17 protein-coding genes are annotated in these 26188 nt (G+C 56.6%); 5 read left to right on the top strand and 12 right to left on the bottom strand.

Going from position 1 to position 26188, the window contains the following annotated elements:
- Positions 1-81: 81 nt before the first annotated feature.
- From FBR45_RS16150 to FBR45_RS16170, 5 genes are all read left to right on the top strand, one after another.
- On the top strand, positions 82-4191 hold the full coding sequence (locus FBR45_RS16150) for a hybrid sensor histidine kinase/response regulator transcription factor (protein WP_138504153.1): 4110 nt from the start codon (positions 82-84) through the stop codon (positions 4189-4191).
- 83 nt (positions 4192-4274) lie between these two features.
- Positions 4275-4886 carry a hypothetical protein gene (locus FBR45_RS16155; RefSeq protein WP_138504155.1) on the top strand — a complete coding sequence of 204 codons (612 nt, stop codon included), beginning with the start codon at positions 4275-4277 and terminating at the stop codon, positions 4884-4886.
- Positions 4887-5000: 114 nt separating this feature from the next.
- Complete coding sequence (locus tag FBR45_RS16160; protein ID WP_138504157.1) at positions 5001-7283, top strand: glycoside hydrolase family 88 protein; 2283 nt, start codon at positions 5001-5003, stop codon at positions 7281-7283.
- Positions 7284-7324: 41 nt separating this feature from the next.
- Positions 7325-8080: an SDR family oxidoreductase gene (locus tag FBR45_RS16165; RefSeq protein WP_138504159.1), complete on the top strand. Its 756-nt coding sequence runs from the start codon at positions 7325-7327 to the stop codon at positions 8078-8080.
- A gap of 11 nt (positions 8081-8091) precedes the next feature.
- Positions 8092-9246, top strand: coding sequence for a glycoside hydrolase family 130 protein (locus FBR45_RS16170; RefSeq protein WP_138504161.1), 1155 nt, complete (start codon positions 8092-8094; stop codon positions 9244-9246).
- 156 nt (positions 9247-9402) lie between these two features.
- On the opposite strand, the gene FBR45_RS16175 is transcribed toward FBR45_RS16170, so the two are convergent.
- From FBR45_RS16175 to FBR45_RS16230, 12 genes are all read right to left on the bottom strand, one after another.
- Complete coding sequence (locus FBR45_RS16175; RefSeq protein ID WP_138504163.1) at positions 9403-10992, bottom strand: glycoside hydrolase family 32 protein; 1590 nt, start codon at positions 10990-10992, stop codon at positions 9403-9405.
- 96 nt (positions 10993-11088) lie between these two features.
- A complete protein-coding gene (locus FBR45_RS16180) occupies positions 11089-11988 on the bottom strand; it encodes a carbohydrate kinase family protein (RefSeq protein WP_138504165.1) in 900 nt (299 codons plus the stop codon).
- Between the two features lie 11 nt (positions 11989-11999).
- Positions 12000-13340: a sugar porter family MFS transporter gene (locus FBR45_RS16185; protein ID WP_138504167.1), complete on the bottom strand. Its 1341-nt coding sequence runs from the start codon at positions 13338-13340 to the stop codon at positions 12000-12002.
- A 304-nt stretch (positions 13341-13644) separates the two neighbouring features.
- Complete coding sequence (locus tag FBR45_RS16190) at positions 13645-14358, bottom strand: outer membrane lipoprotein-sorting protein (protein WP_138504169.1); 714 nt, start codon at positions 14356-14358, stop codon at positions 13645-13647.
- A gap of 50 nt (positions 14359-14408) precedes the next feature.
- Positions 14409-16967, bottom strand: coding sequence for a TonB-dependent receptor domain-containing protein (locus FBR45_RS16195; RefSeq protein ID WP_138504171.1), 2559 nt, complete (start codon positions 16965-16967; stop codon positions 14409-14411).
- 117 nt (positions 16968-17084) lie between these two features.
- Entirely contained in the window at positions 17085-17843 is a 759-nt protein-coding gene (locus tag FBR45_RS16200) for a LytR/AlgR family response regulator transcription factor (RefSeq protein WP_138504172.1), read from the bottom strand.
- Positions 17840-18949 carry a sensor histidine kinase gene (locus FBR45_RS16205; RefSeq protein WP_138504175.1) on the bottom strand — a complete coding sequence of 370 codons (1110 nt, stop codon included), beginning with the start codon at positions 18947-18949 and terminating at the stop codon, positions 17840-17842. The genes FBR45_RS16200 and FBR45_RS16205 overlap by 4 nt, the downstream gene beginning before the upstream one ends.
- Before the next feature lie 303 nt (positions 18950-19252).
- Complete coding sequence (locus tag FBR45_RS16210; RefSeq protein ID WP_138504177.1) at positions 19253-22036, bottom strand: substrate-binding domain-containing protein; 2784 nt, start codon at positions 22034-22036, stop codon at positions 19253-19255.
- Positions 22037-22200: 164 nt separating this feature from the next.
- Positions 22201-23052 carry a LamG domain-containing protein gene (locus tag FBR45_RS16215; RefSeq protein ID WP_246082268.1) on the bottom strand — a complete coding sequence of 284 codons (852 nt, stop codon included), beginning with the start codon at positions 23050-23052 and terminating at the stop codon, positions 22201-22203.
- A 268-nt stretch (positions 23053-23320) separates the two neighbouring features.
- Positions 23321-24490 (bottom strand): galactonate dehydratase, encoded by a 1170-nt coding sequence (dgoD, locus tag FBR45_RS16220; protein ID WP_138504179.1) that lies wholly within the window; start codon positions 24488-24490, stop codon positions 23321-23323.
- A 10-nt stretch (positions 24491-24500) separates the two neighbouring features.
- Positions 24501-25169 (bottom strand): beta/alpha barrel domain-containing protein, encoded by a 669-nt coding sequence (locus tag FBR45_RS16225; RefSeq protein WP_138504182.1) that lies wholly within the window; start codon positions 25167-25169, stop codon positions 24501-24503.
- A gap of 5 nt (positions 25170-25174) precedes the next feature.
- Positions 25175-26182, bottom strand: coding sequence for a sugar kinase (locus tag FBR45_RS16230; RefSeq protein ID WP_138504184.1), 1008 nt, complete (start codon positions 26180-26182; stop codon positions 25175-25177).
- Positions 26183-26188: the final 6 nt, after the last annotated feature.

Genomic DNA, 26188 nt, shown 5'->3' on the forward strand with positions numbered 1-26188 from the left:
GCGGAACATTGTCAACCAACGGACGCGTACAGATAGATGATAGCCAGTCCACACGCTAAATAATCTATTTTATCTATCAACATGGCTTTGTTAATAACCGGGCGTATTTTACATCCTGAAAGGTCTTATTCATATCCGTTTGTCCTGCTGTTTGTCTGTCTGCTGACGAACGGCATGGCTCAGTCATTCCGGTTTTCGAAACCTACCCAGATCATTACGGGTCAGGATGGCCTGCCGCAGTCATTTGTCTGCGGCCTCGTGCAGGACATTGACGGGTTTATCTGGGTCGGCACCCGCGACGGGCTGGCCCGCTACGATGGCGCTGACTTCCGCTACTACCGGCACGACCAAACCGACACCACAACCCTGCAGTCAAACGCCGTTACTTCCCTGTACACCGATTATCAGCATCAGCTCTGGATCATGCAGGATGATGGGCTCGATCAGCTCGACCCACGAACGGGTGTCATTCGGCATATTGGCAATCTTCCCGCCGTGCGTCGGGTGCATAGTCGTTTTCACCAGCATCGGTCAACGGCCTGGATCGACCCACAAGGACGTTTTTGGGTAGCGTCCAAACAGGGCGGTTTGTTTCGTATCGAGCCGCAAACGGCCCGGGTCTGGCATCTGAACCGACAGAAGAACGGCCTGCTCAGTGATACCGTCAAGGCGCTCGTTGCCGATGAGCGTCGGCAGCTCTGGGTCTTCACGCAGAAAGGCATGAGCCGGTGGGATGAGCGCCGTCAGCGATTTATCAACTACCCCCTGCCGTTTACCCTGGCGCAACCTACCAAACCCGAACGGATACAGGATGAGCTGCCCGGCCTGATCGTCAGCACCACCGGCGAACTCATCACCGCCGACCGCAGTTCGTTTATCTTCTTCGACCCCAGGCGGGGCCGCTACCGCCGGCTGCCGGTTCCGGCGCCGATGAGCTACGGTACTGCCTGGCTCCAGGCCGACAGCTCGGGTGGTTTTTTTACCGACCTGGGGGGGCAGGTTTTTCACTATTCATCCCGGCAGGGTTTTCAAAAGCGGTGGGAAACCGACCTGACTGCTTACCGGCATCCGCAATCGTTTCTCATCGACCGGTCGGGGGTGATGTGGTACGGCACCAACGCGGCCGGTCTCCGGCGGGTCGATCTTACCGCGCCCGACTTCACGACCTATCCCTACCATACCGCTTTTCATCCGGACGTCCTTCGGCAGGAGCTGGGTTTACCTATACAATCGCTGTTGCCGTCGCTTCGTAAGCCGGAACGGATGCAGCACTTCAGTTCGTACCTCTGCCGAACGGTTCATGATCCGCAGCAACGCATCTGGTTTGCCCACGATCGCGACGTAGGGTATTATGACCCGCGCAGCCGAACCGGTCGGTCCCTCCCTCCTCTCCCCAGCGATCAGTCGGCCGGCTCGGCCATCCGGGGCATCGCCCTATCGCCCACCGGGGGTTTATGGTGTATTCAGAGTAACGGTCTGATCTGGTACTTCGACCCTGCCCTTCGGCAGTGGACACTCCCCTTTGGCCGAACCATGCCCTACGGTCGGCTGGTGGTCGTTGATCTGCTGGCCGATACCGACCAACTCTGGATTACTACCCTGGACCGGGGCCTGCTCCGCTTTTCGCTGTCGACCCGCCAGACCCGGATCTATGATCATGCGCAACTGCCCGGTACGTTTCTGACCAATCGGTTACTGGGTATTATGCAGGATCCCCAGCGGGCCGATCTGCTCTGGGTCGGCAGCTACGAAGGCCTGATCTGCCTTAACCGGAAAACCGGCCATAGCCGTGTCTATACCACCCGCAACGGGTTGCCCAACAACACCATCTACGCCATGGAGGCCGACCGGCAGGGATTTCTGTGGCTCAGTACCAACCAGGGGCTTTGCCGCTTTCATCCCGTAACGCATCAGACCCGAACCTTCCGGGCCTACCAGGGATTACAGGCCGACGAGTTCAACCGGTTTCATTCGCTGCTGTTACCCGACGGTCGACTGGCATTCGGCGGGACGGCGGGCTGGACGATTTTTAACCCCTCCACGATCCAGACCGATACGTTTCAGCCCACGGTCATGCTGACCAGCCTGAAAATCAATAACCAGCCAGCCGATTACGGAGCTGGCCAGACGGCCCTGCCGGCTCCCCTGAATACGCTGACCGAACTGTCGCTTCCGTATGACCAGAACTTTCTGACGTTTGAGTTTGCCAGTACCCAGTATAACCAGCCCAACCGGCGCCGGTACCGATACCAGCTCAGAGGGGTTGATCCGGGTTGGGTTGATGCGGGCACCCTCCCACTGGCTACGTATACGAAACTGCCGCCCGGCCGGTACGAACTCAGACTGAATGCCGCCAATACGACGGGGCTATGGAGCCACCATATCAAAACCCTCATAGTTCGGATAAGGCCTCCCTTCTGGGCTACCTGGTGGGCATACATGACCTATAGTCTGCTCGCGCTGGGGGGGCTCTACGGCTATATTAACTACCGCACCCGCCGGATTCAGGAAAGGCATCGGCTGATTCTCGAACGGCAGGAGACGGAGCAGCTCAAAACCCTCGACAAGCTGAAGAGTCGGTTCTTTACCAACATTACCCACGAGTTCCGAACGCCACTGACGCTAATAATCACCCCCATCGATCAGCTCCTGCGCGAGCACACCTACCCACCCGCGCTCCAGCAGACCCTGACGTCGGTCCACCGCAACGCGGCCCAGTTGCTGCAACTGATTAATCAGCTGCTCGACTTGTCGAAGCTGGCGGCCGGCGGCCTGTCGGTTACCGAATCGCAGGGCGACCTGACTGCCTACGTGCGGGACCTGGTCGAGTCCTTTCAGGCCACCGCCACCGCCCGCCAGATCAACCTGACCTTTGTGGGCCAGACGCTGCCTGGCGATGTTTGCTTCGATGCCGACAAATGGGCCAAGATCAGCAACAACCTCATCCATAACGCCCTCAAATTCACCCCAATGGGCGGCCAGATTACCGTTGGGCTCTCGGCCACCGTTGACGAGACCACACAGGCCATCTCGACCGTCTGTCTGTCGGTAACCGACACCGGCATTGGCATTCCTGCCGATAAACTACCGCATGTGTTTGACCGGTTCTACCAGGTCGATGACTCGGGTACGCGCCCGTACGAAGGCAGTGGTATCGGGCTGTCGCTGGTTCGGGAACTGACCGATCTGCTCGGGGGCCAGCTTGCGATGACCAGCACTCCAGGGCAGGGCAGCCAGGTTCAGGTCACGCTGCCGGTCAGGCTGGCTCCCCATCTGCCAAATGCTGACACGGAACCAGCCTCACTCCAGCCGGCTGCTCTGTCGGCTATCGACGACCCGGAGCCCTCCCCGCCCGATTTGTATGACCCGCGCCCTCAGGTGCTGGTCGTTGACGATCATCCCGATTTGCGCGCCTACATTGCCCAGGGGTTACAGGCACACTACCGGGTCAGCACCGCTGCCGACGGACAGGCCGCCTGGCAGCTCATTCAGGTAAGCATGCCCGACCTGGTCATCAGCGACGTGATGATGCCCGGACTGGATGGGTACGCGCTCTGCCAGCGAATCAAGCAAACACCCCTGACAGCCCATATTGCGGTAATCCTCCTGACGGCACGGGTATCGGCCGACAGCAAGCTGGAAGGACTTGGCGCCGGGGCTAACGATTACCTGGCCAAGCCCTTTCAGATGAATGAACTTCAGCTCAGGGTGGCGAACTGGCTCTCGTATCAGCAACAACTCAGGCAGTTCCTCTACCAGCGGCTGAACACGGGCGATGCGCCCGTTGCCCACCAGACGCTCGAAGATCCGCTCCTGCGACAGCTGTACCAGATTCTGGATAGCGAACTGAATAACCCGGAGCTGAGCGTCAACAGACTCGCCAACGAACTGGCCGTCAGTACCCGAACCCTCCAGCGAAAACTGGCAGCGCTGACGGGGCTTAAAACCAACGAGGTTATTCGAAATTATAGACTAAAAAAAGCCGCCCAGCTTTTGCAGGAGGGGCATACCGTTACCGAAACAGCGTTTCTGGTGGGTATCGATAACCTGTCGTACTTTTCGCAGCGCTTCAAGGAGCTGTTCGGCCACTCGCCAACGGCATATATACAGCACAGCCGCAACGTACCCACCGACCTGACCACGCCACCGCCCCCAACCGAAGGGCCGTTTGCAAACTTACGGCCCGAGTAACAATCACTCGACCGGATTGCTTGTTCCACCTACTAAACGATTCGTATTTGCCCGCAAAGCGCTCACTTTTAGTAGAAAATCGGATGGATATTAAGTCAATTCTTGGCCAGCTACAACACGAGATCAAGGTGGTTCAGGGTGAGGACACCAAAGACGTGACCTACTCGAGCCAGCAGGCCTTCGCCGACGAGCCGGCAGCCACCCGGGCCTTCAACCAGTCGGTGCTTAAACTATTCCATGTCGACGGCTGGTCGGGACTGTCGAGCCTCACCGCCGACTTCAGGCTACACGACCAGCAGGGCCAGCCCAAACCAAACGATCAGCCCGTCGTCGGCGATTTTATCCAGATCAAACTCCCTGGCCCTATGCCGGAAAACTGGGTCCGGGTCACCCACATCGGCATCACTCCGACCCGGGTCGAATTTACCGTAAAACCCAGTCACAATCCGAAGTCAGCCCCGACCGACGTTATCGACCACTTTTTCGACCAGCAGGCCAGCAGCACGTTTCGGGTCGAGCGGACCGGCAATCAGGTCAGTGCCTGGGAAATCGGCAGCAATGAATCGATCAATAATCAACAACCGCAGGCTGGTGATCGGGCGGCCATCAATACGTTTATTGCCGAAGGGGGCTGGCTCTTTTACCAGAAGATTCAGTGGAAAGCCCTGACCGATTACCTGGTGCATCTGCCCTGATTCGCTCCTGCCCCCCCTACGCCATTGCCTCACTCGTCCATACCATCTGAACCCGGTACCGGTTTACTGAGCGCTGAGACATCATCCTGTTTCCTGAATTGAACCATTATTCAGATGCGTTGCAAACCGTACAACAGCGCCACTTACTGGCAACCGTTTACCCAGACGGAAGAAACGTCGCAATGGGTTACGGGTCTCGATACGCAGCTCAGGCAGGCTACCAACCGCGCCGATGTCCCTCTGTCGGTCTGGCGCGGCCAGCTGCAGAGCTGCCTGACGGCCAATTCGTTCTGGCTCCTGTACTCACCCGGAAAAACGGGTAGCCTGGCCATTCGAACCTGTTTTGACCCACAAACGATACAGGGTTGCCGGATCGGTCGGCAAAGCGATAAACAGGTCGAGTACCTGATCGACGGTTCGCTCGGCACCTTCCGGGTAACGGTAGAAGCGCCAACCGGCCAGGCTACCCTGCTCCGGTATACAACCACTCTGATCCCAGCCCAGTCGTTTCTGGTGCAGGCCCTGCCGCGCGACCTCTACCTGCTGGATACCAACGGCGACCCGACCACGACCGAAGGTATGGTTTACGTAACCCAGAACGGGCCTACGTCCGGCCTGGTCTATCTTTCGGTGGCCAAACCGGCGCTGGGCTCGTTGCTGTATTTCCAGAACCTGACGGCACTGAACGCTTACGGGGAAGCCACGCAGACCGAACCCACAGATCGGGTAACGGCCCAATGGCCCGAAGCGGGTTTCGCCCTGCCAGCTGCCAAACAACCCCTACCGGCCGGTATCGAAGTGGCCTTATCAGACGCCTTTATCTACCTGAGCCCTTCCATTCCGGCCAGTGAATTTGAAGCAGCCGACCAGTTTATGGCGGGTATGGCCTGCATTTACGCTCAGCTGCCGAAGCCCGAAACGGTCTACTATGACTGGCCCAAAGCCGCCGAACGAACCATCGACACCCTTGCGGAGTCGCCCCACTGCGGCCGGACTATCCGGCGCCAGTACTACCTCAACGCCTATGTCGACGCCACGAACAAGCCCCCCGAAAGCATGGTGCAGCTGGCGATCCTGGTGCCCCTCTGGGAGTATCAGCAATGGCAGCAGAAACCGGTTGCCCTCGCTGAAAGCCTGCAAAAAAACCTGGCAACGTTCTTCGATGCGAAGAAAGAGGTTATGATGCGGTGGCTACCCGGCGGAACGTTCAAAGACACCGATCGCAGCGAGGAGCAGGACCCCAGCAAGATAGACTCCTGGTACCTGCTTCATACGCTGATGAACCTGGCCCGGCTAGGCGAAAAGGGCGATGTGGACGCCAAAAACCTGTTTTTCAGCTCCCTGGAATTTGCCATCAAGGCCGCCCACGCCTTTGACTACGACTGGCCCGTTTTCTACAATATCAACACGCTGGAGGTCATCAAGGCCGAAACCGACGCCGGCAAAGGCGGTGAACTCGATGTGGCCGGGCTGTATACCCACGTGATGCTGCAGGCCTATGAGTTCACCAAAGAGCCGCGCTACCTCGACGAAGCCATTACATCGGCCGAGCGGCTCCGGGGCAAAGGATTCGAACTTCTCTACCAGACCAATATCACCATTATGAGCGCCCTAACGCTCGCTAAGCTCTGGAAAATTACGGGAAACCGCCTGTATTTCGACCTTAGCCGGCTCAGCATCGCCAACGTCATGGCACGGATGTGGATCTGGGAATGTGACTTTGGCTTCGGCGCCCACATCAGTACGTTCATGGGCGTGGCTCCGCTAAAAAATGCACCTTACCTGGCCGCCTACGAAGAAGCCGAGATCGTAGCCACGATGTACAATTACCTGAACGAACTGGGCACCGATGCTCCCGAACCGATCCGGTTGTTTTTCTCCGAATATACCAAGTACCTGCTGCACCGGGCGCGCTACTACTATCCGTCAGCACTGCCCCCCGAGATGGTCTGTCAGGCACCACGCGAGGGGCGCATCATCCGCGAGCTACCGATGCCGCTCGAGGACATAGCCACCGGCTGGACCCAGGCGGGTACCGTTGGGCAGGAAGTATACGGGGGGGCGTTAGCCTATATTCTCACCACCTACGCCTACAAACGATTCCCGTCGGCACCCGTACTTATTTACGCGGACTACCCCATTTACCAGGCTGAATACCAGACCGACAACAAAGAAAAGGGCTATGTCGTAATCCGGCTGGCTGGCACCGAAGGGTACACGTGCCGGGTTCGGCTGCTGGCCAGAAGTCGTGAACTGCCCCCGGTGAAACTCATCGACGAAGACGATCCGACGGGCAAGCCGATCCGCCCGGCCGAAAAAACCAGCCAGTATCAGGACTACCAGGTGCCGGGAAACAAGCGGCTCCGGATCGAGTGGAGCCGGACCGGTACATTCTGACTGGATCGATCAGCAAATAAATTAACCCTCTACTAACCGTTATGGAACAGACAACAGCCCACACAGCCGTCGAACCGCTGGCTCAGAAACGAATCCTGCTTACCGGAGGCACCACCGGCATCGGCCGGGCCATTGGCGTCCTGCTGGGGTCCTACGGCGCGCGTATTCTTACCTTCGGGCGGCATCAGCAACCCCTCGATGAAACCCTGACCGCTATTCGGCAGGCAGGCGGCACCGCCGACGGTTTAGTGGCCGACGTGGCTAAACTGGATGATATACAACGGATTTTTGAGCAGGTCGACACGACCCTCGGTGGCCTCGACATACTGGTAAACTGCGCAGCCCTGGGTGCCGAGTCGATCCGCGAGATGGACGATGCCGACTGGCGCTACGTAATCGAAACGAACCTGATCGGCTATATGGCCACGACCAAAGAAGCGATCCGGCGGATGGAGCCGCAGCAGAAAGGGCATATTGTCCTGATTGGATCGATGAGTGCCGATGTTCGGGAATCCGGCAGCTCGGTGTACGTAGCTACCAAAGCGGCCATTCAGGGTTTTGCCGAAAGCCTGCGGAAAGAAGTGAACGAAACCGGCATTAAAGTCAGTCTGGTAGAGCCGGGGGCGGTAGGCTCCGACATGCAGTCGACCACCTCGTCAGAAGAGCGGGACAAGCAAAAAACAGGCGAGATGCTGCGGGCCGAAGACATTGCGGTATGCGTGCATTACATCCTGACCCAACCGCTCCGCTGCGACGTGGTATCCGTGCAGATCCGGCCGCATCTTCAGTTGATCTAAACCCTCTCGTTATGACGTTTGAGACAGATCTGCTCGTTTTCTCACCCAATGACATCGACCTGAACCGGTCGCCCCTGCGGGCGCAGGTACAAGCCGACACCTATGTGCTGGGCGCATTCAACCCCGGTCTTACCCGCCTACCCAATGGTAATCTGCTGATCATAGTTCGGGTTGCCGAAGCGCTCAATCAACCCATCATCGGCGAGCAAATTCACGCTATCCGCTGGGACCTGCAACGGGGCTATGTGCTTGATGCGTACCCGCTGAGCAGCGTGAATGCCGCCGACCCCCGAAAAATTCAGCTGCTGGGCCATCCGTATAAAGTCATGGCCCTGACCTCGCTGTCGTGGCTGCTTCCGGTCGAGCTTACTGCCAACGGTACCGAAGTGGTTACTATCCATTACGATAAAATCGTTGCTCCCGAACAGCCTTATCAGGAGTACGGCATCGAGGATGCCCGCCTGTCGAAGATCGACGATATCTATTACATGACGACCTGCTCGGTCAGCTCGGAACGCCACGCTACCACCCTCTACACGTCTGCCGACGGGCTGACCTACCAGCTTCAGGGCATTATTCTCGATCATCAGAATAAAGACATGGTCTTCTTAGAGGGGCGGCTGGCGGGGCGTTTCCTGGCACTCACGCGCCCGCTGGGCGACCTCTACTTTGCCAGCCGGCCCGACCGTGAGTTTCTGCCGGGTCCGTCAATCAATCTGGCGGGCTCGCCCGATGGCCTCCACTGGAAACCCGCCGACACGCCCTTTATCCGGGCCCGAAAAGGGTCGGCGTCGACTATGAAGATTGGCGGAGGTACGCCCCCCATCCTGACTAAACGGGGCTGGCTGGTCCTTTACCACGGGGTGGAGTTGCATGGCATCGTTGGTATCTACCGCACCTTTGCCGCGCTGCTGGACGCCGATGACCCCAGCCAGATTCTGTACCTCAATGATGTTCATCCGGTTCTGGAAGCCAACCCCGCCCTGACCGAACCCATCCGTGACCAGCTTTACCTGACCGATGTGGTCTTCACTACGGGCATCGTTGATGCGGGCGATTATTATGTAGTTGCGTCCGGCGAAAACGACCTGGCCTGCCGGATCACCCACATCCCGCATGCGCATTTGAATCAGTTTTTAACCAGTCCCGACACGATCAGTTTGTAGGCAGAAGCGGGCTAACGGTAGTCACTTACGTCTGATATTTCTGCTCAGCCAGGGACAGGGTTTGGTCGATGGTCGGTTTAAAAAAAAGCGGCCCTGACACCACAAAAGCCGCTTTGTGGAGCTGCTTTTGTGCAAAATTCAATTGGTTTCGAACGGCTACTGGCGGATGGGCTTGAGTGCCCAGCGCGTCAGCCTGACAAACTCGGCAGTGCCTTCTTCGGCAAATATGTCAATGCCACTGGTAGTTTCGGTTGGGAAGATCAGGTCGGTTATGACGCGCTCGCCGTCGTTGACAAACACTTCAACCACCGACTTATCGACGAAGATGCGGAGCTTGATGACGCCGTTCTTCGGGCTAAGCGGAGCTTCTTCAACGCTGGGGAAACGGGGGCTGAACGATACATTACCAGACCGCCTGCGATCGAGCTGAAGTTTGCCGCCGGTGTATTGCAGAATGGTTTCCTCGTTCGCCCCTTTAGCTAGTTTGAGCCCCACCCGTTTGGCGGTACCGGGCTTCAGCTCGACCTCCAGCTCGTAGGCGTTATCGGTCGTTTTTTCCAGCGTCTGACTCTGGCTGGTCAACCGGATCGATGGCTGGTTCGTTTGGGCACCCCGCAGACTACGGACGCCTTCGATCGGCTGCTGCACCAGTTGCATCCCCCCCTGCGAGCTTTGCCGGAGGGTTATCTGCCGGGGCAATGACATGGCACCTTTGAAAGGCGTTGTGGGCAGTTCATTGCCATACGCCCAGTTGTTATGCCAGCCAAGCATGACCGGGCCGGGTTGCGAAGCGGGCAGGTTGTTGTAGGGAACCGCGGCATAATAGTCTTTCCCATAATCGACCAGCGCCCCGGCATAGCCATTGGCCGACGGAACGGGTCTGGGCTGGGCCGCCGGGTCGAGAGTAAATGTCGTCCCATCGAAATCGCCCACAAAATACTGGGTACCTACATAGTCTTTTTGCGGAAAACCCGCCGAGATAAACAGCACCCACTTCGACTTACCGGTCGGCTGGCCCGCTTCGGTATGTACCGGCACCTGCATCAGCCCCGGACACTCCCATACTTTAGAGGTATCGCCCACGGGTCCGAAGTGGCTCATCAGGGTCCAGTTTTTGAGATCTGTAGACGAGTAGAGAGCGGCCCGATGTTCCGTAGCTTTTACGGTTGCCATGATCCATTTCTGTTCGGGTGCATACCAGAACGCGTTCGGGTCGCGAAACTCTTTGCTGCCAATATCCAAGATCGGGTTTTTGTCGTACTGCTTCCAGGTGCGGCCTTTATCTGCACTATAGGCCAGGTTCTGATACTGCGCCAGCTGCTTGTCCCCCACCGTGACATTGCCGGTGTAGAGCGCGACCAGGCAGTCTTTCGTTCCCGCCGGGCACAGGCCATTTCGGTTGCCTTTGTCCACAACAGCCCCTCCGGAAAAGATAGCCGTTGTTTTACCGGCCGCATCGGTAAACTCCGGTATGGCCACCGGCAGGTGTTCCCAGTGGAGCAGATCTTTACTGACGGCGTGGCCCCAGCTCATATGTCCCCATACATTGCCAAACGGATTGTACTGATAAAACAAATGGTATTCGCCGTCGTGATAGACCAGGCCGTTCGGATCGTTGATCCAGTTCCTGGGGGGCGTAAAACGGGACTGTGGCCGATAGTCGGGACTACTCAGTCCGGGACTTTCCTGACCGTTGGACAACTGGGTCATAGCCGCCAGCAGGGTGATTAAAACAACGTTTTTCATGTAGTTAACAGTGTATCGCAGGTTGAGAACAAATCAGCGTCGGCCTGCTGCCACAGCCGCAGGCCAGCCAGGACCCATTGAAGAAATGAGGACGGGTTACTGATCCGGTACAGCAGCCTGCTCGAGAAACGAAACAATGGTCGCTTCGGTAAACGACGGTGTTGCTCCCGGCTGCGTAGCTACGTAAGCCCCGGTGGCACAGGCAAAGGCCAGTTTGTTCTGGGGCGTTTCGTGTCGTATGGTTTTGTGCAGGAAAGCCGCCAGAAACGCATCTCCGCTTCCGATGGTATCGGCCACTTCGACGGGGAAACCGGCCTGGGTATAAAACCCGGAACCATCGAGCAAAGCCGCCCCATCGGCACCGAGGGTGACACAGAGCGTTTCGAGCTGATAGCGTTCGTAGACCTGCTGCATAGCCGGTCGTAAATCGGTTTCGCTCTGGTACCAGTCCGTGATTTCAATCAGTTCGTGCTCGTTAAGTTTGGCCATATCGGCCTGGTACAGCAGGCTCTCTACTACCTCTTTGCTGTAATGGGGAGCCCGGAGGTTTACGTCAAACACTTTCTTTTTAGCCACGGCCAGCAACGTCTGAAGCGTCACATGAGTCTGATGGCTACGCGCGGCCAGGCTCCCGTAAATAAAGTAATCACTCTGGCGAACCATCTCTACCAGACCCGGTGCCAGCCGAATATAATCCCAGGCTACGGGCATGACGATCTTGTAGGTAACCTCGCTGGAGTCGGAGACGTTTGCCTTGGCCACACCCGTCAGATGCGACTGGCCGGTCTGTACCAGCTGGGTGGGAATGCCTTTCTGATCGAGGAAATCCAGGAGTTCGCGGCCCAGTTCGTCGCTGCCAACGCGGCTGATGAGCCGGGCGTCGTGACCGAAATTGCGCAGGTCGGCGGCCACGTTCATGGGCGCGCCACCCGGTTGTTTACTGGTGGGCAGTACATCCCAGAGAATTTCGCCAAAACAAATGAGGGTAGGGTTCATGATACGGGGGCTTAATGAACAACGAATGATTTGCCGACCTGCTCCAGGCTGGTGCCTTTGGTTTCGGGCATAAACTTCCAGACGAAGATGAGCTGAACGACCATCATCAGGCAGAAGAACAGGAATGTATAGGCACCGCCGATTGCTTCAGCGAAATAAGGAAATGAAAACGTGATGATGGCAGCCATGAGCCAGTGGGTAAAGCTGCCCAGCGCCTGCCCCTGCGCCCGCACTTCGTTCGGAAAAATCTCGGAGATAAATACCCAGATCACCCCCCCCTGCGAAAAGGCAAAGAAGGCAATGTACACGAAGAGAAAAATGGGTACCGACAGGCCGCCGAAGTCTTCGAGATAGAAAGCCCTGGCCACCAGGCCCAGGGTTACGATCAGGCCCACGGACCCGATAAACATCAGGGTTCTGCGCCCAAACCGGTCGATCAGGTTCATCGCCAGCAGGGTGAATAGCAGGTTGATCACCCCGATCCCGGCCGACGATAGCAAGGCAGAACTTTTGCCCAGACCCGTCATCTCAAAAATACGGGGGGCGTAATAAATGATGGCGTTGATGCCTGAAACCTGGTTGAATACCGCAAACAGAACGGCCAGCATGATGGGAGTCCGATACCGGGCCGAGAAGAGTGTCGCCTGCTGCTGGCCCGGCTGGCTGGCCGTTTGAGCAGCGCTCAACTGGAGGGCCAGCAGGGTTTCCGTATAGTTTTCTTCGTCGATGAGTTTGAGTACCTCGCGGGCTTCGTCCACGTTTCCTTTACGCAGCAACAGCCAGCGTGGACTTTCGGGAATGTTCAGCACGGCCAGCAGGAACAGCAGCGAGGGCAGGGCCTGTACGCCCAGCATCCAGCGCCAGGCATTATCGCCAATGTCCTGCAACAGGTAGTTGGACAGGTAAGCGATCAGGATACCCAGCACCACGTTGAACTGAAACAGCGCCACCAGCCGCCCCCGCGACCGGGCGGGAGAGATTTCGGTGATGTACATAGGTGCAGCTACCGACGACGCCCCGACGCCCAGTCCGCCCAGGAATCGAAATACCAGAAAGGTGCCCCAGTCCATGGCCAGCGCCGTACCCAGCGAGGAGACCAGATATAGAACGGCAATCCAGAAGAGGGTTTTGCGACGCCCCAGGCGCTCGGCCGGTATGCCGCCCAGCATAGCCCCCAGTACCGTTCCGACCAGCGCCATAGATACCGTCAGGCCATGTTCCCAGACGCTAAGCTCCCATAATCGTTGCAGGGACTGTTCGACGCCGGAGATAACGGCTGTATCGAAGCCAAATAAAAAACCACCCAGAGCGGCCGTAATCGACCAGAAGAAAATACGCTGTTGCTGACTCATACCCGACCGGAAAATGTCATTTGATGAGTCAAAGGTGTAGAAATGCGGTTCACTACGCTTGCAGTATACGTTCTGTTTCTTTCGAAATCAGATATCATAACAACACCCTATGAATCAGTTGTTTGCAGACTCATACAATGCAGCGACTTTCACTAATGATACGCTGATTTTTTGTTTTGTTACAGCCCTGTTTACAACGACTGAGGGCTGGAACAAGCCGGGCCAATGCCCAACCCCGTTCCAGCCCTCGTACGAACTTCTTGTGGCCCGGCTTGTTCCAGCCGGTTCCTGCTAACCCAGCCGCTTATTTAGCGGGCTTCTTGAAAATAGCTTCGTCCACGTTGCCGTTTACGGTTACTTTTTCGGTGGTAAAGGTCAGCGTACCCATCTGGCCAGCTTCCATTTCCATCGTCTTCGGAAATTTGATACCGTCCGTCTCTTTGTAGTCAGACAGCACAATCTCGCCTACCTGACCATTCATCGACCGCTTGATCTTGCTGACCATATACGTGGTGGCATCGATGTACTCATCATAGGGCTGACCGTCTTTACCGGTTACTTTGAGGTGATACACATCTTTGCCGTCTACCTTCTCTTTTCCGACCAGTTCGAGCTGGGTACCCTTCTCTTTGTAGCCCAGCAGCGGGAACACATCGAGTTGACCCATCTGCTGCTTCAGCTGATCGGCTGGCATGTCTTCCGGATCACCCGTGCCGCCCATCATGGCGGGCCGAACCATCCAGCCCGAACTGCCGTCAACGACCTGGATCATGGAGTTCCCCATAACGGTCGACTCGGACCGGGAAGCTTTACCCAATACCAGTGTCGTTTTACTGGGAATATCCATACCCTGCACCGAAATCGACTGCTCCATAACCAGGGTTTTAACCCCTTTCAGTTTATCGGCGCCACCGAGGGCCGCAATGTGTTTGTCTACGATCTCATCTACCGATTGCGCAAAGGCACCTACAGTAGCAAAAACGGCCAGCGCTGAGGCCAGAAACGGGGTTGTTTTCATTGTGTTAGTGAATTTTCGATTAGTACGGTTAACAAGGGTTTCAGAACGCATTACTGACGGGGCTGTCCGCCACCGGTGGTACCACCCGACTGGGTTTGACCACCTTCGCTCTTCACGTCGTCGTTGTTGACAGAGCGGGCTTTTTTGCGGGGGGCTTCCATGGTCATTTTCCCAATTTTGTAGGTAAACGTCAACCGGATGCCCCGATTATACAGGTATACGTCGCTGATCTGGCTAAGTTGCGGAGAATTTAGGACAGTATGAATATTGAAGCGGTCGTTCAGGAAATTTTCTGCGGCCAGCCCCACGCTCCCCTTCTTGTTGGCGATGTCCTTTTTCACACCCAGGGTGTAGAACCCAAAGCCGCCCTGGCGACCCTGCAGCTGTACCTGAGAACCCTGCAGGAAGCCAAACGCCTGCACCCCCCATCCTTTGCGGAACTGAGCCGACGCAAACGTACCACCGCTCACGTTAAAGCCATCGTTGGTCAGCGTTTTGGAGAGGCCATCGACCCCCAGTTCCTGACCGGTCAGGCTGGTATAGAAGGTGTTGAAGAAGATACCTACGTTGATTTTAGAGGTTACCGCCACGTTTCCGAAAATGTTGGTGCCGTAGGCATACTGACGACCAATGTTCTGATAGGTCGTTACGATAGCCCCGGGCAGCGTATCGGACGGTTGCCGCACCTGCGTGATGGCGTTGTTGGTTACCCGCCCGAAGAAGCTGGCGTTGATAAACGTTTTCTTGATGGTTCTGCTCAGGGCCAGCTCAAAGTTATTGGTCAGCTCAGGCAGCAGCTCGGGGTTACCAATCGTGATATTCTGCGGGTTAGCCGCGTTGAAGTTCGGGTTCAGCTGCTGCAGACCCGGCCGCTGAATCCGGCGGTTAAACGCCAGCTTGATCGAGGTTCCTTTTATGGTTTTTGACGCATTCAGGCTCGGAACCAGCACACCGTAGTTGGCAATACCCAGCACACCGCTCTCCCTCGTGCTGGCGTCGATGAAGGTGTGCTCATAGCGCAGGCCCCCTTTCAGGGTGTAGCGATTCTTGGTGGTGTAGGTATACGAGCTATAACCGGCCGCAATGTTCTGGTGGTACAGCAGCTCGCCCTGGGTGCCGTTCGTTTCGGTTCTGAAATCGCCCGTTGGCCCGGCTGTCAGGTAGCGGTAGTCGCTGTTGACTTCCCGCAGGATGGCTTTCCCGCCAAACTCGAGCAGCTGGTTCTTTTTGATCGGTGTTTGGTAATCGGTCTGGAGGGTAAACTCCTCATTGATGTTTTTATTCAGGTTCCGCTGCCGGCCAGTGAGCGCTCCGCTGGTGCCGAGCAAATCCGCGTCGAAGTTGTTGGTGAGGTCGTTGCGGCTGTACAGAGTCGAGATGCTCCACTCCTGCTGCGGCTTGTACGTATGCAGGTAATCGACGTTGACATCGACGGTGCCGGAGAGGTTTTTGGCATCAACATTCCGGCTCGCGGTCGAGCTGGGCAGACCGTTGGTGAACAAGCGGGTTACCAGATCCTGCTGACTGAGAAAGTTACGGACCCCGTAGCGTACGCCCGCCGTCAGACTCTGGTTTTTGGCCAGGTCATAATCGAAGCCCAGGTTATACTGACCAAACAGCCCTGAACTGGAGCCATCGCCCGTTTGCCGGGTGGTGGTCGTCACATCATTGACGCGGCTGGTCTGCTCCAGGCTGGTGCGGGTGATGGTGTTATAGTTGGCCCGCCCGAAGCCGCCGAGCGTAAAGCCCGCCTTGCCTTTGCGGTAGTTGCCGTTTAGTGATAGCGATGAGCCCCGGTTGCCCACCCCCGAATCCAGATTCAGGTTCAGACCCTGCAAACTGTTCTTTTTGGTGATGATGTTGATAATCCCCCCGGACCCTTCGGCATCGTACTTGGCCGAAGGGCTGGTAATCACCTCCACGGTTTTGATCTGATCGGCCGGAATCTGCTTGAGGGCGTCGGCTACGCTGCTGGCCACAATGGTGCTGGGCTTATTGTTGATCAGCACCCGGATGTTCTGGCTGCCGCGCAGGCTGACATTACCGTCCAGATCGACGGTCAGCAGGGGTACTTTCCGCAGCACATCCGATGCATCGCCCCCTTTGGCCGTGATGTCTTTCTCGGCGTTGTAGACCAGCCGGTCTACTTTTTCTTCGATGAGCGCGGCCTGCCCCACTACGTTTACTTCTTCGAGCGTTTTTACGCTTGGACTAAGCCGGATCACACCCAGATCGAGGGTTTGGCCGCTGGTCAGCTTCACGTCGTCGATGGTCTTGTTCCGGAAGCCGACAAACGTGAACAGCAGCCTGTATTCACCTGCCACCAGTTTCGACAGGGTAAACTTTCCTTTATCGTCGGCAACGGCGCCGTCTACGGCTTTGCCGGTCGTTTTGTTGTAGAGAGCAACAGAGGCAAATTCAACGGCTTTAGTCTGGGCCGAGTCCAGCACATAGCCCGTAATCCGGGCGTTCCCTTTGGGGCTTTGGTCGCCCGCGGTACCGGGCAGTGCTTTGGTAGGTGTAACTCCGCCACCCATTGGAAATTGAGCCCGGACAGACGAGCCGATACCAAGCAGCAGGATAGCGATCAGGTAGATGTGTGTTTTCATGGGGTTGCTTAATGCTGTACAAAGGTGTGCAGGCGCGAATACCCCTGAAACAAAAACAGGACGAACAGCCCGTTAACCCGGTTGGACATCGGTTTATGGCTGACGAATGAATGCGTTCTACCGGCCCAGCCAGTCTTTAAACTCCGACAGACGGCTCATACTAACGAATATTTCCTGCCGCGACGGGGGCGTCAGATCCAGCCGGAGCTTACCCGCCGAGTAGGCCTGAATGGTCTGAATGGCGGATCGGGCCACCAGAAACTGCCGGTTTACCCGAAAGAACTGGTCCGGATTGAGGAGTCCGGCCAGCTGGTCGAGGCTGTATTCAACGGGCAGATGAAGACCTTCGCGGGTGACCAGAAACGTAGCTTTCTCTTCCGAGACAAAATAGGCCAGCTCCGTAACCTCCACACTGCGGATTTTGGTACCGATGCTGATCATGAACCGCTCTTTGTAGGCAGCCGACCGTGGTTTTTGCATGAGCTCGACCAGGGCCTGCAGATCGGGCAGCCGGGGGGTAGCCCGAACGGTTTTGAATTTATCCAGCGCGGCCGTCAGCTCGGTATAATCGACTGGCTTGAGCAAGTAATCAATGCTGTTGACCTTAAAGGCCCGGATGGTATACTCTTCGTAGGCGGTAGTGAAAATGACGGGCACGGTCAGGTTCATCTGCTCGAACAGACTGAAGGCCAGCCCGTCTTCCAGGTGAATATCCATGAACGCCAGATCGGGCTGGGGGTGCTGCCGGAACCAGGCCAGCGCGTCTTTAACCGACGGCAGTTGCGCCAGTATGGTGATGGACGGGTCGTATTTGTTGATCAGACGTTCCAGTTGCCGGGCCGTACGGCCTTCGTCTTCAATAATTACTACGTTCATACTATCAGTGGAATTTTTACCATGAAGTTACCGGCCTGCGCGCCGTACTCAACCCGACGGTCGCTCAACAGGGCATAGCGGTTCGTGATGTTGCGGAGTCCTACGCCGGTCGAGAACTCGGGTTGGTCGCGGGGCTGTATCCGATTATCAATCACGAGCTCTTCTCCCTGACTGTAAATCCGGACCTGAAGCGGCTCCCGTACCGACATTCGATTATGCTTGACCGCATTTTCTACCAGCATCTGCAACGATAGCGGGGCAATGCGGTACTGCTGCTGCACCTCCTGCGGTACATCGACACTGACCTGAAATTTATTCTCAAACCGAATCTGGAGCAGAAAGGTATACGCCTGAATGAACTCAAGTTCGGTTTTGAGAAGCACCAGATTCTGATCGCGCTGTTCGAGAATGTAGCGGTACGCTTTGGACAGGTGTTTGATGAATTGCTCAGAAAGGTCAACGTCTTCGTGAATCAGCGAGGTGAGGATGCTCAGGCTATTGAACAGAAAATGCGGACTGAGCTGGTTCTTTAGCGCTTCGAACTGGCTCAGGGCTGCTTCTTTTTCCAGCCGTTCAGCTTTGAGCTGAACATTTTTCAGCTGCAGGTAGGCGCGGGCGTTGATGGTCAGGTAAAAGGCAGAGAGCATGATCACCACCGAAAAGCCGTTGTTGGCACGCTGGACATAGGCCAGGGCTTCGGCGGGCAGCGTAGATGGGTCCGGCTTCGGCCCTGTAAAGGGCTGGATGTAATGAATCACGGTAAAAATGCCCTGCAGAACAACACGAAAAGCAAGGATGTACAGCATCGCCAGCCCGAGCGATACCAGCACGGCCAGTAGCAACGCCAGCCAGTTGAACTCGAGCAGAAACTCTTCGCCGAACCACCGAAACAGCTGCCGCTGTATCAAATCCGTCGCGTTGATCCAAATGAAGTACATGCCCAGAGCCACCACACTGAAGCCCAGAAAATACGGCAGTCCATCCAGCAGGGTATCGGCTGTGCGGGCCGCTTCGGGCAGGTTGACATACAGAAGCAGCGGGGCATACAACAGCAGCAGCCGGATAGCCAGTTGCCATTTTTGCTTCGAAGTCAGCCGGTTAGTCATACAGATGTGTCGATCGTTGGGGAACGGGCAAAGATGCAGGGCGACCGATAAGCCGTCAAAAAAAGGTGGATGAGTCCGTCTTTTCAGCCGGTGAACGCGGGTTTTTGGAGGAAGACCCGTCGGCCCCCGGTCTACTGTCTGGCCACAACATACGGCCCCTGGCTGCCGGTTTCCGTATCATTCTAACCCGCTTGGCAGGGGGCTGTGTTGGGTTGCTACGAACCAATCCCAGTCTTTAATCCGCCGGCCGATGGTACATTGTCAGGGAAACGGGCTGGTATACCGAACGTCAGGCCGGTTCACTTACGCATTGATGGAGGGCGATTTCCGGTATTCGGAGGGTGTCTGGTGGGTGTGCTGCTTGAAGAAAGTCGTAAAATAGGCGGGCGAACTGAAGCCGGTTTCGAACGCAATTTCGGCAATGGGCTTGCTGGTCTCCGTCAGTAGCGCCCGGGCTTTCTTGAGCCGGATTTCGGCAAAATAGTCGGCCACGTTTTTCCCCAGCAGGGTCTGGGTTTTGCGGTACAGTTGCACCCGCGACAGCCCCATCTCGCGGCTCAGTTGCTCTACGCCGAAAGACGTATCGGTCAGTTTCCGCTCGATGAGGGCAGTCAATTCATTCAGAAACTTTTTCTCCTGTCGGTTTTCGGTTTTAGCCAGGTAATCGCCCGTATAGCGCTGTTGCCATTTCTCCCGATTGATAAGGGTGGTATTGATCGTTTCGAGCAGATAAGCCATCTGAAACGGCTTGCTGATATAGGCGTCGGCCCCGGCACGGGCCCCTTCAATCCGATCTTCCATCTGTCCTTTGGCGGTCAGCAGAATAACGGGTATGGTGGAGGTACGAAAATCGTTTTTGATGCGTTGGGTGAGCTGAAGCCCGTCCATGGCCTGTGCCGGCTGGCCCGACAGCATGATATCACTGATAATCAGATCAGGAATCGTTTCCAGGATGCGCTCCCAGCCCTGCTCGGCCGTCGACTCGGCCAGTACCTCGAACCGGTCAGCCAGGCGAGATACCAGGTATTGGCGCAGTTCGTCATGGTCTTCAACCAGGAGTAGGGTACCCGACTTACGCGCCCCGGCTTCGGCCACGCCCGTTTCGGCCTGCGCCCAGTCTTCCTCTACGGGCAGACCCGGCTGCCGCGCGGGCACTGGCTCGATGTCGGTTGGGTCGAGGTGGGCACTCCCGAGCGGAAGCTGCAGGGTGAACGTCGTGCCCCGCCCCTTCTCCGACTGTACCGTCAGTTCGCCCTGGTGCAGCTCTACAAACTCGCGCGAGAGCGCCAGCCCCAGCCCGTTTCCCAGCGTAAAGCGGTTACCGCCGGTATAGAACAGATCGAAAATATGGGTTTGTTCGTCGGCTGTCATGCCCTCGCCATTATCCTGCACCCGAACGAGTACGGTTTCTGCCCGCTCTTCGAGCTGCACATGAATAAACCCACCTCTCGGTGTATACTTGAAGGCGTTGGACAGCAGGTTGAACAGCACCTTGTCCAGCTTGTCCCGGTCAAACCAGATGAGCTGTTTCGATTCGCTGCTGATCAGCCGCAGATCGATCCGCTGCCTGGCGGCTTTTTGCCCGAAATCCTGTACAATATCCTGCACAAACGCGACCAGGTCTTCCTGCCGGGCGTTGAGTTGCAGCTTGCCGGCATCGGCTTTTCGCAGATCCAGCATCTGGTCGACCAGCCGCAACAACCGGTACGCATTTTTCCGGACGAGCAGCAAACTCGTCTTTACCTCCCGCGGATCGATCTGCCTGCGCGCCAGCAGGTCTTCGGTAGGGGTGAGAATCAGACTGAGCGGGGTGTTGAACTCGTGGGAGATGTACGAATAAAACCGAAGCTTCTCTTCGGTGGCCTGCCGGGCCTGCCGCGAAACGGCTTCGATCTGGTCTTTTTGCTGCCGGATGGCGTCGTTCTGCTGCGCCAGCTGCTGGTAGGCGGCCTGTTTTTCGCGGACCAAGTACAGGGCCCAGGCGCCCAGCACAATTACCACCACCAGGCTGAACAGGGTGATGTAGAGCCGGTTTCGCTGTGACGAATACGTTTCAGTCAGCTGATGAATTCGCCGGGTTTGCCGCTCAATATCCCGTTGCTGGGTATACAATCGATCGCTCTGTGCTTTCAGGGCCTGCACATTGGACGCGTCGATCTGAAACGACTTCAGAATCGTTTCGCGCGGCACGGCTTTCCCGCTCAGAATCCGGGCAGCGGCTTCTATGGCTTCCTCGCCCCCCGTTGGGTACAGAAACGTAGCGGTCAGAATACCATCCGATACCAGCCGCATGCCACCCACCGGGCCGGGCAGACCATCGATACCGACAAACCGGATTCGTCGGTCCAGACCGTATTTTTTACAAACCTGCTGGACGCCCAGCGCCATGACTTCATTGTGTGCGAACACCACATCGGCCCGTTGCAGTATTTGTTTCTTTCGCTCGGCCAGATGCCGGGCGGTGTCGCGCTCCCACTGCCCGTCGAGTTCCCGAATGACGCGCACCCCCGGCGTTCGGGCCAGCTGCTCCCGAAACCCCTGACGGCGCTCCTGAGCAGGCGACGACCCGGCCAGACCGGTTACTTCAACTACCGTCCCCTGCCCTTTCAGCAACGAGCCGACAAACCGCCCCGCCAGTCGACCAATCTCGACGTTATCGCCACTGATAAACGTATTGTACGATGTTGACGTGATGCGCCGGTCGAGCACAATGACTGGTATGCCTTTTTTGAATACGGCATCAACGGCTTTGGTAATCGGGACCGATTCATTTGGGGAAACGATGAGCAAATCGATTCCTTCAGCTGTCAGCTGCTCGATCTGGCGTAGTTGCCGGGCGGTACTATTGCCCGCGTCTTTGTAGCGTAAATCGTATTCCGGGTGCAGCGCCAGCGCCCGTTTCATGTCGTTAAGCATGGTTTGACGCCACAGGTCAGCGCCGGTACACTGCGAGAAACCAATACGATAGACGGCCTTTGATTTCGTTTCGGCACACCCGGCCAGAATGAGCAGCAGCCCGGCCAGCAGGCTACTGATAAGCCCACTGATGAATCGGCTGTGCGGTAAACCAAACCTATACTGGACCATGCGCGGGGCAGACAGCGCTGTATTCGACCTGGGCATCGCGCCTGCGTCCTCAAAAATATAGATAAAAACCAGATAGAAGTAGCTATTTCCCATCGTCGACCGGCCGGGGCAGCTTAGACGCGCTCCTGTCTGAGCGAAGCGTTCACGTTTGCGTTCCTGTCAGATCAACGAACCAGCCGGGTCAGCTCCGTTGCGCTCAACGCACGGTCAAATACGGCCAGACCGCCTATTTTGCCCGTAAAGAGATTTCCCATACCGCTTTTCAGCAGCACCGCCCCAACGGTAAAGTCAGAGCCGTTGTTACCGATCCCGTCCGGAAAATAGTACGGGTTCTTGGTTTGAGTCAGCCCGTTCGGATAGCCAGCCATTCCCCTGGTATGGTCGATCAGTTCGGCAGGTCGGGCTTCAAAAACCCCATTCAGATACGACTTGATCGCTTTTCCGTCGTAGGTAAAGGCTATACACACCCACTCGTTGGCGGGCACCGTCTGCTTACTGGCCGAGTAGTCGATGGAATAGGGAAACGGCGGAGTGGGCTTCCCCGTTTTCGACACGTGACCGCACACCTGATCTTTTCCGTTGTAGTAGGGCAAAGACACAAACAGCCCGTACTGGCGCTTGCCTCCATCCTGGTATTCGTTCCACATTCCGCCCACAAAGCCCGTTCGTTCGCCCGACCAGTTGACCCAGGCGACTACCGTTACGCCCTGTTTCGCACCATGTATATTCAGCGCGCCAGTTCGGGCGTTGGGTAGCGACAGATAGGCCCCCTTACCAAAACCAGCCGAATAGCCCGAAAGCGGCCCCTCGCTGTAGCGGGGAACCGGGCCGCCGGTTTCAGCGAGAGGAAAGTCAGCTGTACCAATTGCCTGACGGGACTGCCCCGAAGGCTCCTTAAAATCCCATAGCGCCACCAGCCCTTTGGTCGATTTGACTTTACTGACCAATGGCTGGTTAACGACAGGGGGAACTGGTTTCGATACAGCCTGTGCCTGGGTCAGATTTGACTTACCCACAAGCAAAAGCAGCGTTATTGAGACCACAAAGCAGGTGTTGACAGGACAAGTCACTAGTCGGTTTAAATCTACAGTGAGCCCAAAGAACCGCATAGTTCTATCTTTCATGCTGGTTTGTTTATGGTGGAAATGAGCGCAAGTTGGCACTAACCTTCTGCTCGGAAAGCCATTTGATTAGCCTTTTTTACCATCCTGTCAACAAGTTGGAAGCAGAGTACCGGCTTTCACGCTGGTATTGTTCACCCGACTAGTAGTATGTCAGAGCATCTTAGCTGACGAAGTAGCTCTGCGCGTCGGCCGGGCGGATTTCGGTCAGCGTTCCTTTGTAGTGCCGCAGCGGGCGCGGGTCGAAGGGGTGCTTGGCGATTTCGGCCAGGTTCAGATCAATACCTAGTCCCGGTTTATCGGAAATGATCATCTCGCCGTTCACAAACTGCACCGCTTCGGTCGTAATTTCTGAACGCCAGGGCACGTCAGTATTCATCGTTTCGAGCAGGTAGAAGTTCGGTACGCAAGCCGCCAGTTGCAACGTAGCGGCATTGGCAACCGGCCCAATCGGGTTGTGTGGGCAAACGGGCAGGTGATAGGCTTCGGCCATAGCCGCAATTTTTTTGGTCTCGGCCAGCCCACCCGCGTGGCTGACGTCGGGCTGCACAAAGTCGGCGGCCCGCAGTTCAAACAATGACCGAAAATTCCAGCGATTATACAGACGTTCGCCAGCGGCTATGGGTACGTTCACCCGGCGTTTTACCTCAGCCAGTCCTTCCAGATTTTCGGGCGGCAGGGGTTCTTCAAACCAAAGCGGTTCAAATTTTTCGAGGGCATGACCAATCCGTACCGCCGTCGGGATGTCGAACCGTCCGTGTCCTTCAATGATAATATCCGCTTTACCCCGCGTGGCATCGCGCACGGCAGCAACCACCGCCATGGCCCCATCAAACTCCACCCGGTTCATAGTTAGGTAGGCGGCTCCGAAGGGATCCCATTTAAGAGCTTTGAAGCCTTGCCGGATGGCAAAAGCTGCTTTTTCAGCGAACTGTTCGGGGGTTTTAGCCGGGGCAAACCAGCCGTTGGCGTAGCAGGGAACGCTGTCGCGTACTCTACCACCCATGAGCCGATACACGGGTACGCCGAGGTCTTTAGCCGTGATGTCCCACAGGGCCATCTCGACCCCCGACAACGCGCTCATCAACACCGAACCACCCCGCCAGTACACGTCGCGGTAGGCTTCGTGCCAGAGACTCTCGATGTTACGCGGGTCTTTACCTACAAAAATGCGCTCCAGCTCGCGGCACTGCTGCGCGACGGTCAGCTCGTTATGTTCCAGCGTAGCCTCGCCGATACCGTAGAGCCCGTCGACATTGGTCATGACGCGCACAAACACCCAATTGGTACGATAGGCGTGACAGATATACGTTTCAATGGCGGTGATCTTCATGGTTAATCTATTAGTTTATGATTTGTTTCGTGACAGCAACGCAATTGGCAACCAGTGCCTGGATTTGTCCGTACTCCTGAGCGGCCAGAACCGAAGCCGGAAAAAGCTGCGAGCCCATACCCACGCAGAAAGCGCCTGCCGAGAACCAGGACCGCAGGTTTGCATGGGTCGGCTCTACCCCACCCGTCGCCATGAGTTTGACCGTGGGCATAGGCCCTCTGATGGCCCCAATAAAGGCGGGACCGACTATGCTGGCTGGGAAAATCTTAACCACACTGGCCCCCCACTGATCGGCTTGGGCTATTTCGGTCGGGGTCAGGGCGCCCGGAAGCCACGCCACCCCGGCCTGATGACATACGTCAGCCACTTCCTTCTGAACGATGGGCTGAATGATAAAATCAGCATCCAGGTCAATGTACTTCCTGGCCTCATCGGCGGTAAAAATGGTACCAATTCCCAGCGCCAGGTCAGGCATTTCCTGACGAACCAGCTGGACCAGATCTGCAAAAACAAGGTCGGCATCAGGGCTCCGATTCGTGTATTCAAAAACCCGCACTCCACTGGCATAACAGGCTCTGACAACAGCGCGGGCCGTCGTAATGTCTGCGTGAGTAAACAGGGGAACGATGGGCACAGTGGCTAGTTTGCTGGTAATTGCTTTGGGTGTAAACCGGGCCATTCGAGTTATCGGGTTAGTCGACCGGAGGTATTGCCGTTCATGATTGTTTCGATCTCCTCAATGCTGGCCAGGGGCAGGTCGCCATCGATGGTGTGTTTCAGGGCCGAAGCAGCCACGCCAAAACGCAGCGCGGTCAAGGTATCCTTTGCCGTAAGCGATCCATAAATGAAGCCCGCCATGAAGGCATCACCTCCGCCAATCCGGTCTACAAGGTTGGGAATATCAATCGTTTCGGTTACCAGCAGTTTCTCGCCCTGCCAGCACTTGCCCAGCAGCGTATTGTGCGAAGCCGACAACTGGCCCCGTTCGGTAGTGATGATGGTTGACAGGGCTGGAAACTGGCCCATCAGCTGCTGACAGACGGACCTAAACGGTTCCTCGTTCGGGTGTGGATAGACGCCAAACAGGTCGGCCGTATCGTGCGGACTGCATACGATGACCGTGCAGTGTTTAATCAGTTCGGGAATAACATCAGCGGGTCGTTTTCCCCATTGCCAGAGCTTGCTTCTGTAGGCTACATCCATAGATACGGTAATGCCCATTCTGTGGGCGGTTTGGACCGCATCTAAACACGCCCTGGCTGCCTGTTCGGAAACCGCCGGGGTAATGCCTGTAATATGAAACCAGCTGCCGCCTTCTAGGATGGTTGGCCAGTCGAAATCAGCTGGAGAAAGCGTGGCAAAGGCGGAGTCGGCGCGATCATAGATCACCTTCCCGGCTCGAATCGACACGCCTTTTTCGACAAAAAACAAACCCAGTCGGCCCCCGCCCCGTTGGATAAAGCGTGTATCGACGCCCAGCGATTTAAAACTATCTACCACCGCATCGCCTAAATCGGTGCCGGGCAACCGGGTCACGTGGGCCACCGGCACGGCCCATTTCGCCAGGGCGGAGGCAACATTTGACTCTCCGCCGGCAAAGGCACTTTCATATGCCGTAGACTGGCTAAACCGACGATACTGGCAGGTCGTTAACCGCATCATGGTTTCGCCAAACGTTATTACTTTTCGCATCGTTCA

This window comes from Spirosoma lacussanchae, assembly GCF_005870035.1.
Taxonomy (GTDB): Bacteria; Bacteroidota; Bacteroidia; order Cytophagales; family Spirosomataceae; genus Spirosoma; species Spirosoma lacussanchae.

What these genes read in the sequence shown, in the direction of transcription:
- FBR45_RS16150 (WP_138504153.1), top strand. Translation starts at nt 82, where the DNA reads ATGGCTTTGTTAATAACCGGGCGTATTTTACATCCTGAAAGGTCTTAT.
- FBR45_RS16185 (WP_138504167.1), bottom strand. Translation starts at nt 13,340, where the DNA reads ATGAGTCAGCAACAGCGTATTTTCTTCTGGTCGATTACGGCCGCTCTG.
- FBR45_RS16170 (WP_138504161.1), top strand. Translation starts at nt 8,092, where the DNA reads ATGACGTTTGAGACAGATCTGCTCGTTTTCTCACCCAATGACATCGAC.
- FBR45_RS16175 (WP_138504163.1), bottom strand. Translation starts at nt 10,992, where the DNA reads ATGAAAAACGTTGTTTTAATCACCCTGCTGGCGGCTATGACCCAGTTG.
- FBR45_RS16225 (WP_138504182.1), bottom strand. Translation starts at nt 25,169, where the DNA reads ATGGCCCGGTTTACACCCAAAGCAATTACCAGCAAACTAGCCACTGTG.
- FBR45_RS16200 (WP_138504172.1), bottom strand. Translation starts at nt 17,843, where the DNA reads ATGAACGTAGTAATTATTGAAGACGAAGGCCGTACGGCCCGGCAACTG.
- dgoD (WP_138504179.1), bottom strand. Translation starts at nt 24,490, where the DNA reads ATGAAGATCACCGCCATTGAAACGTATATCTGTCACGCCTATCGTACC.
- FBR45_RS16165 (WP_138504159.1), top strand. Translation starts at nt 7,325, where the DNA reads ATGGAACAGACAACAGCCCACACAGCCGTCGAACCGCTGGCTCAGAAA.
- FBR45_RS16190 (WP_138504169.1), bottom strand. Translation starts at nt 14,358, where the DNA reads ATGAAAACAACCCCGTTTCTGGCCTCAGCGCTGGCCGTTTTTGCTACT.
- FBR45_RS16180 (WP_138504165.1), bottom strand. Translation starts at nt 11,988, where the DNA reads ATGAACCCTACCCTCATTTGTTTTGGCGAAATTCTCTGGGATGTACTG.
- FBR45_RS16160 (WP_138504157.1), top strand. Translation starts at nt 5,001, where the DNA reads ATGCGTTGCAAACCGTACAACAGCGCCACTTACTGGCAACCGTTTACC.
- FBR45_RS16155 (WP_138504155.1), top strand. Translation starts at nt 4,275, where the DNA reads ATGGATATTAAGTCAATTCTTGGCCAGCTACAACACGAGATCAAGGTG.
- FBR45_RS16205 (WP_138504175.1), bottom strand. Translation starts at nt 18,949, where the DNA reads ATGACTAACCGGCTGACTTCGAAGCAAAAATGGCAACTGGCTATCCGG.
- FBR45_RS16210 (WP_138504177.1), bottom strand. Translation starts at nt 22,036, where the DNA reads ATGGTCCAGTATAGGTTTGGTTTACCGCACAGCCGATTCATCAGTGGG.
- FBR45_RS16230 (WP_138504184.1), bottom strand. Translation starts at nt 26,182, where the DNA reads ATGCGAAAAGTAATAACGTTTGGCGAAACCATGATGCGGTTAACGACC.
- FBR45_RS16195 (WP_138504171.1), bottom strand. Translation starts at nt 16,967, where the DNA reads ATGAAAACACACATCTACCTGATCGCTATCCTGCTGCTTGGTATCGGC.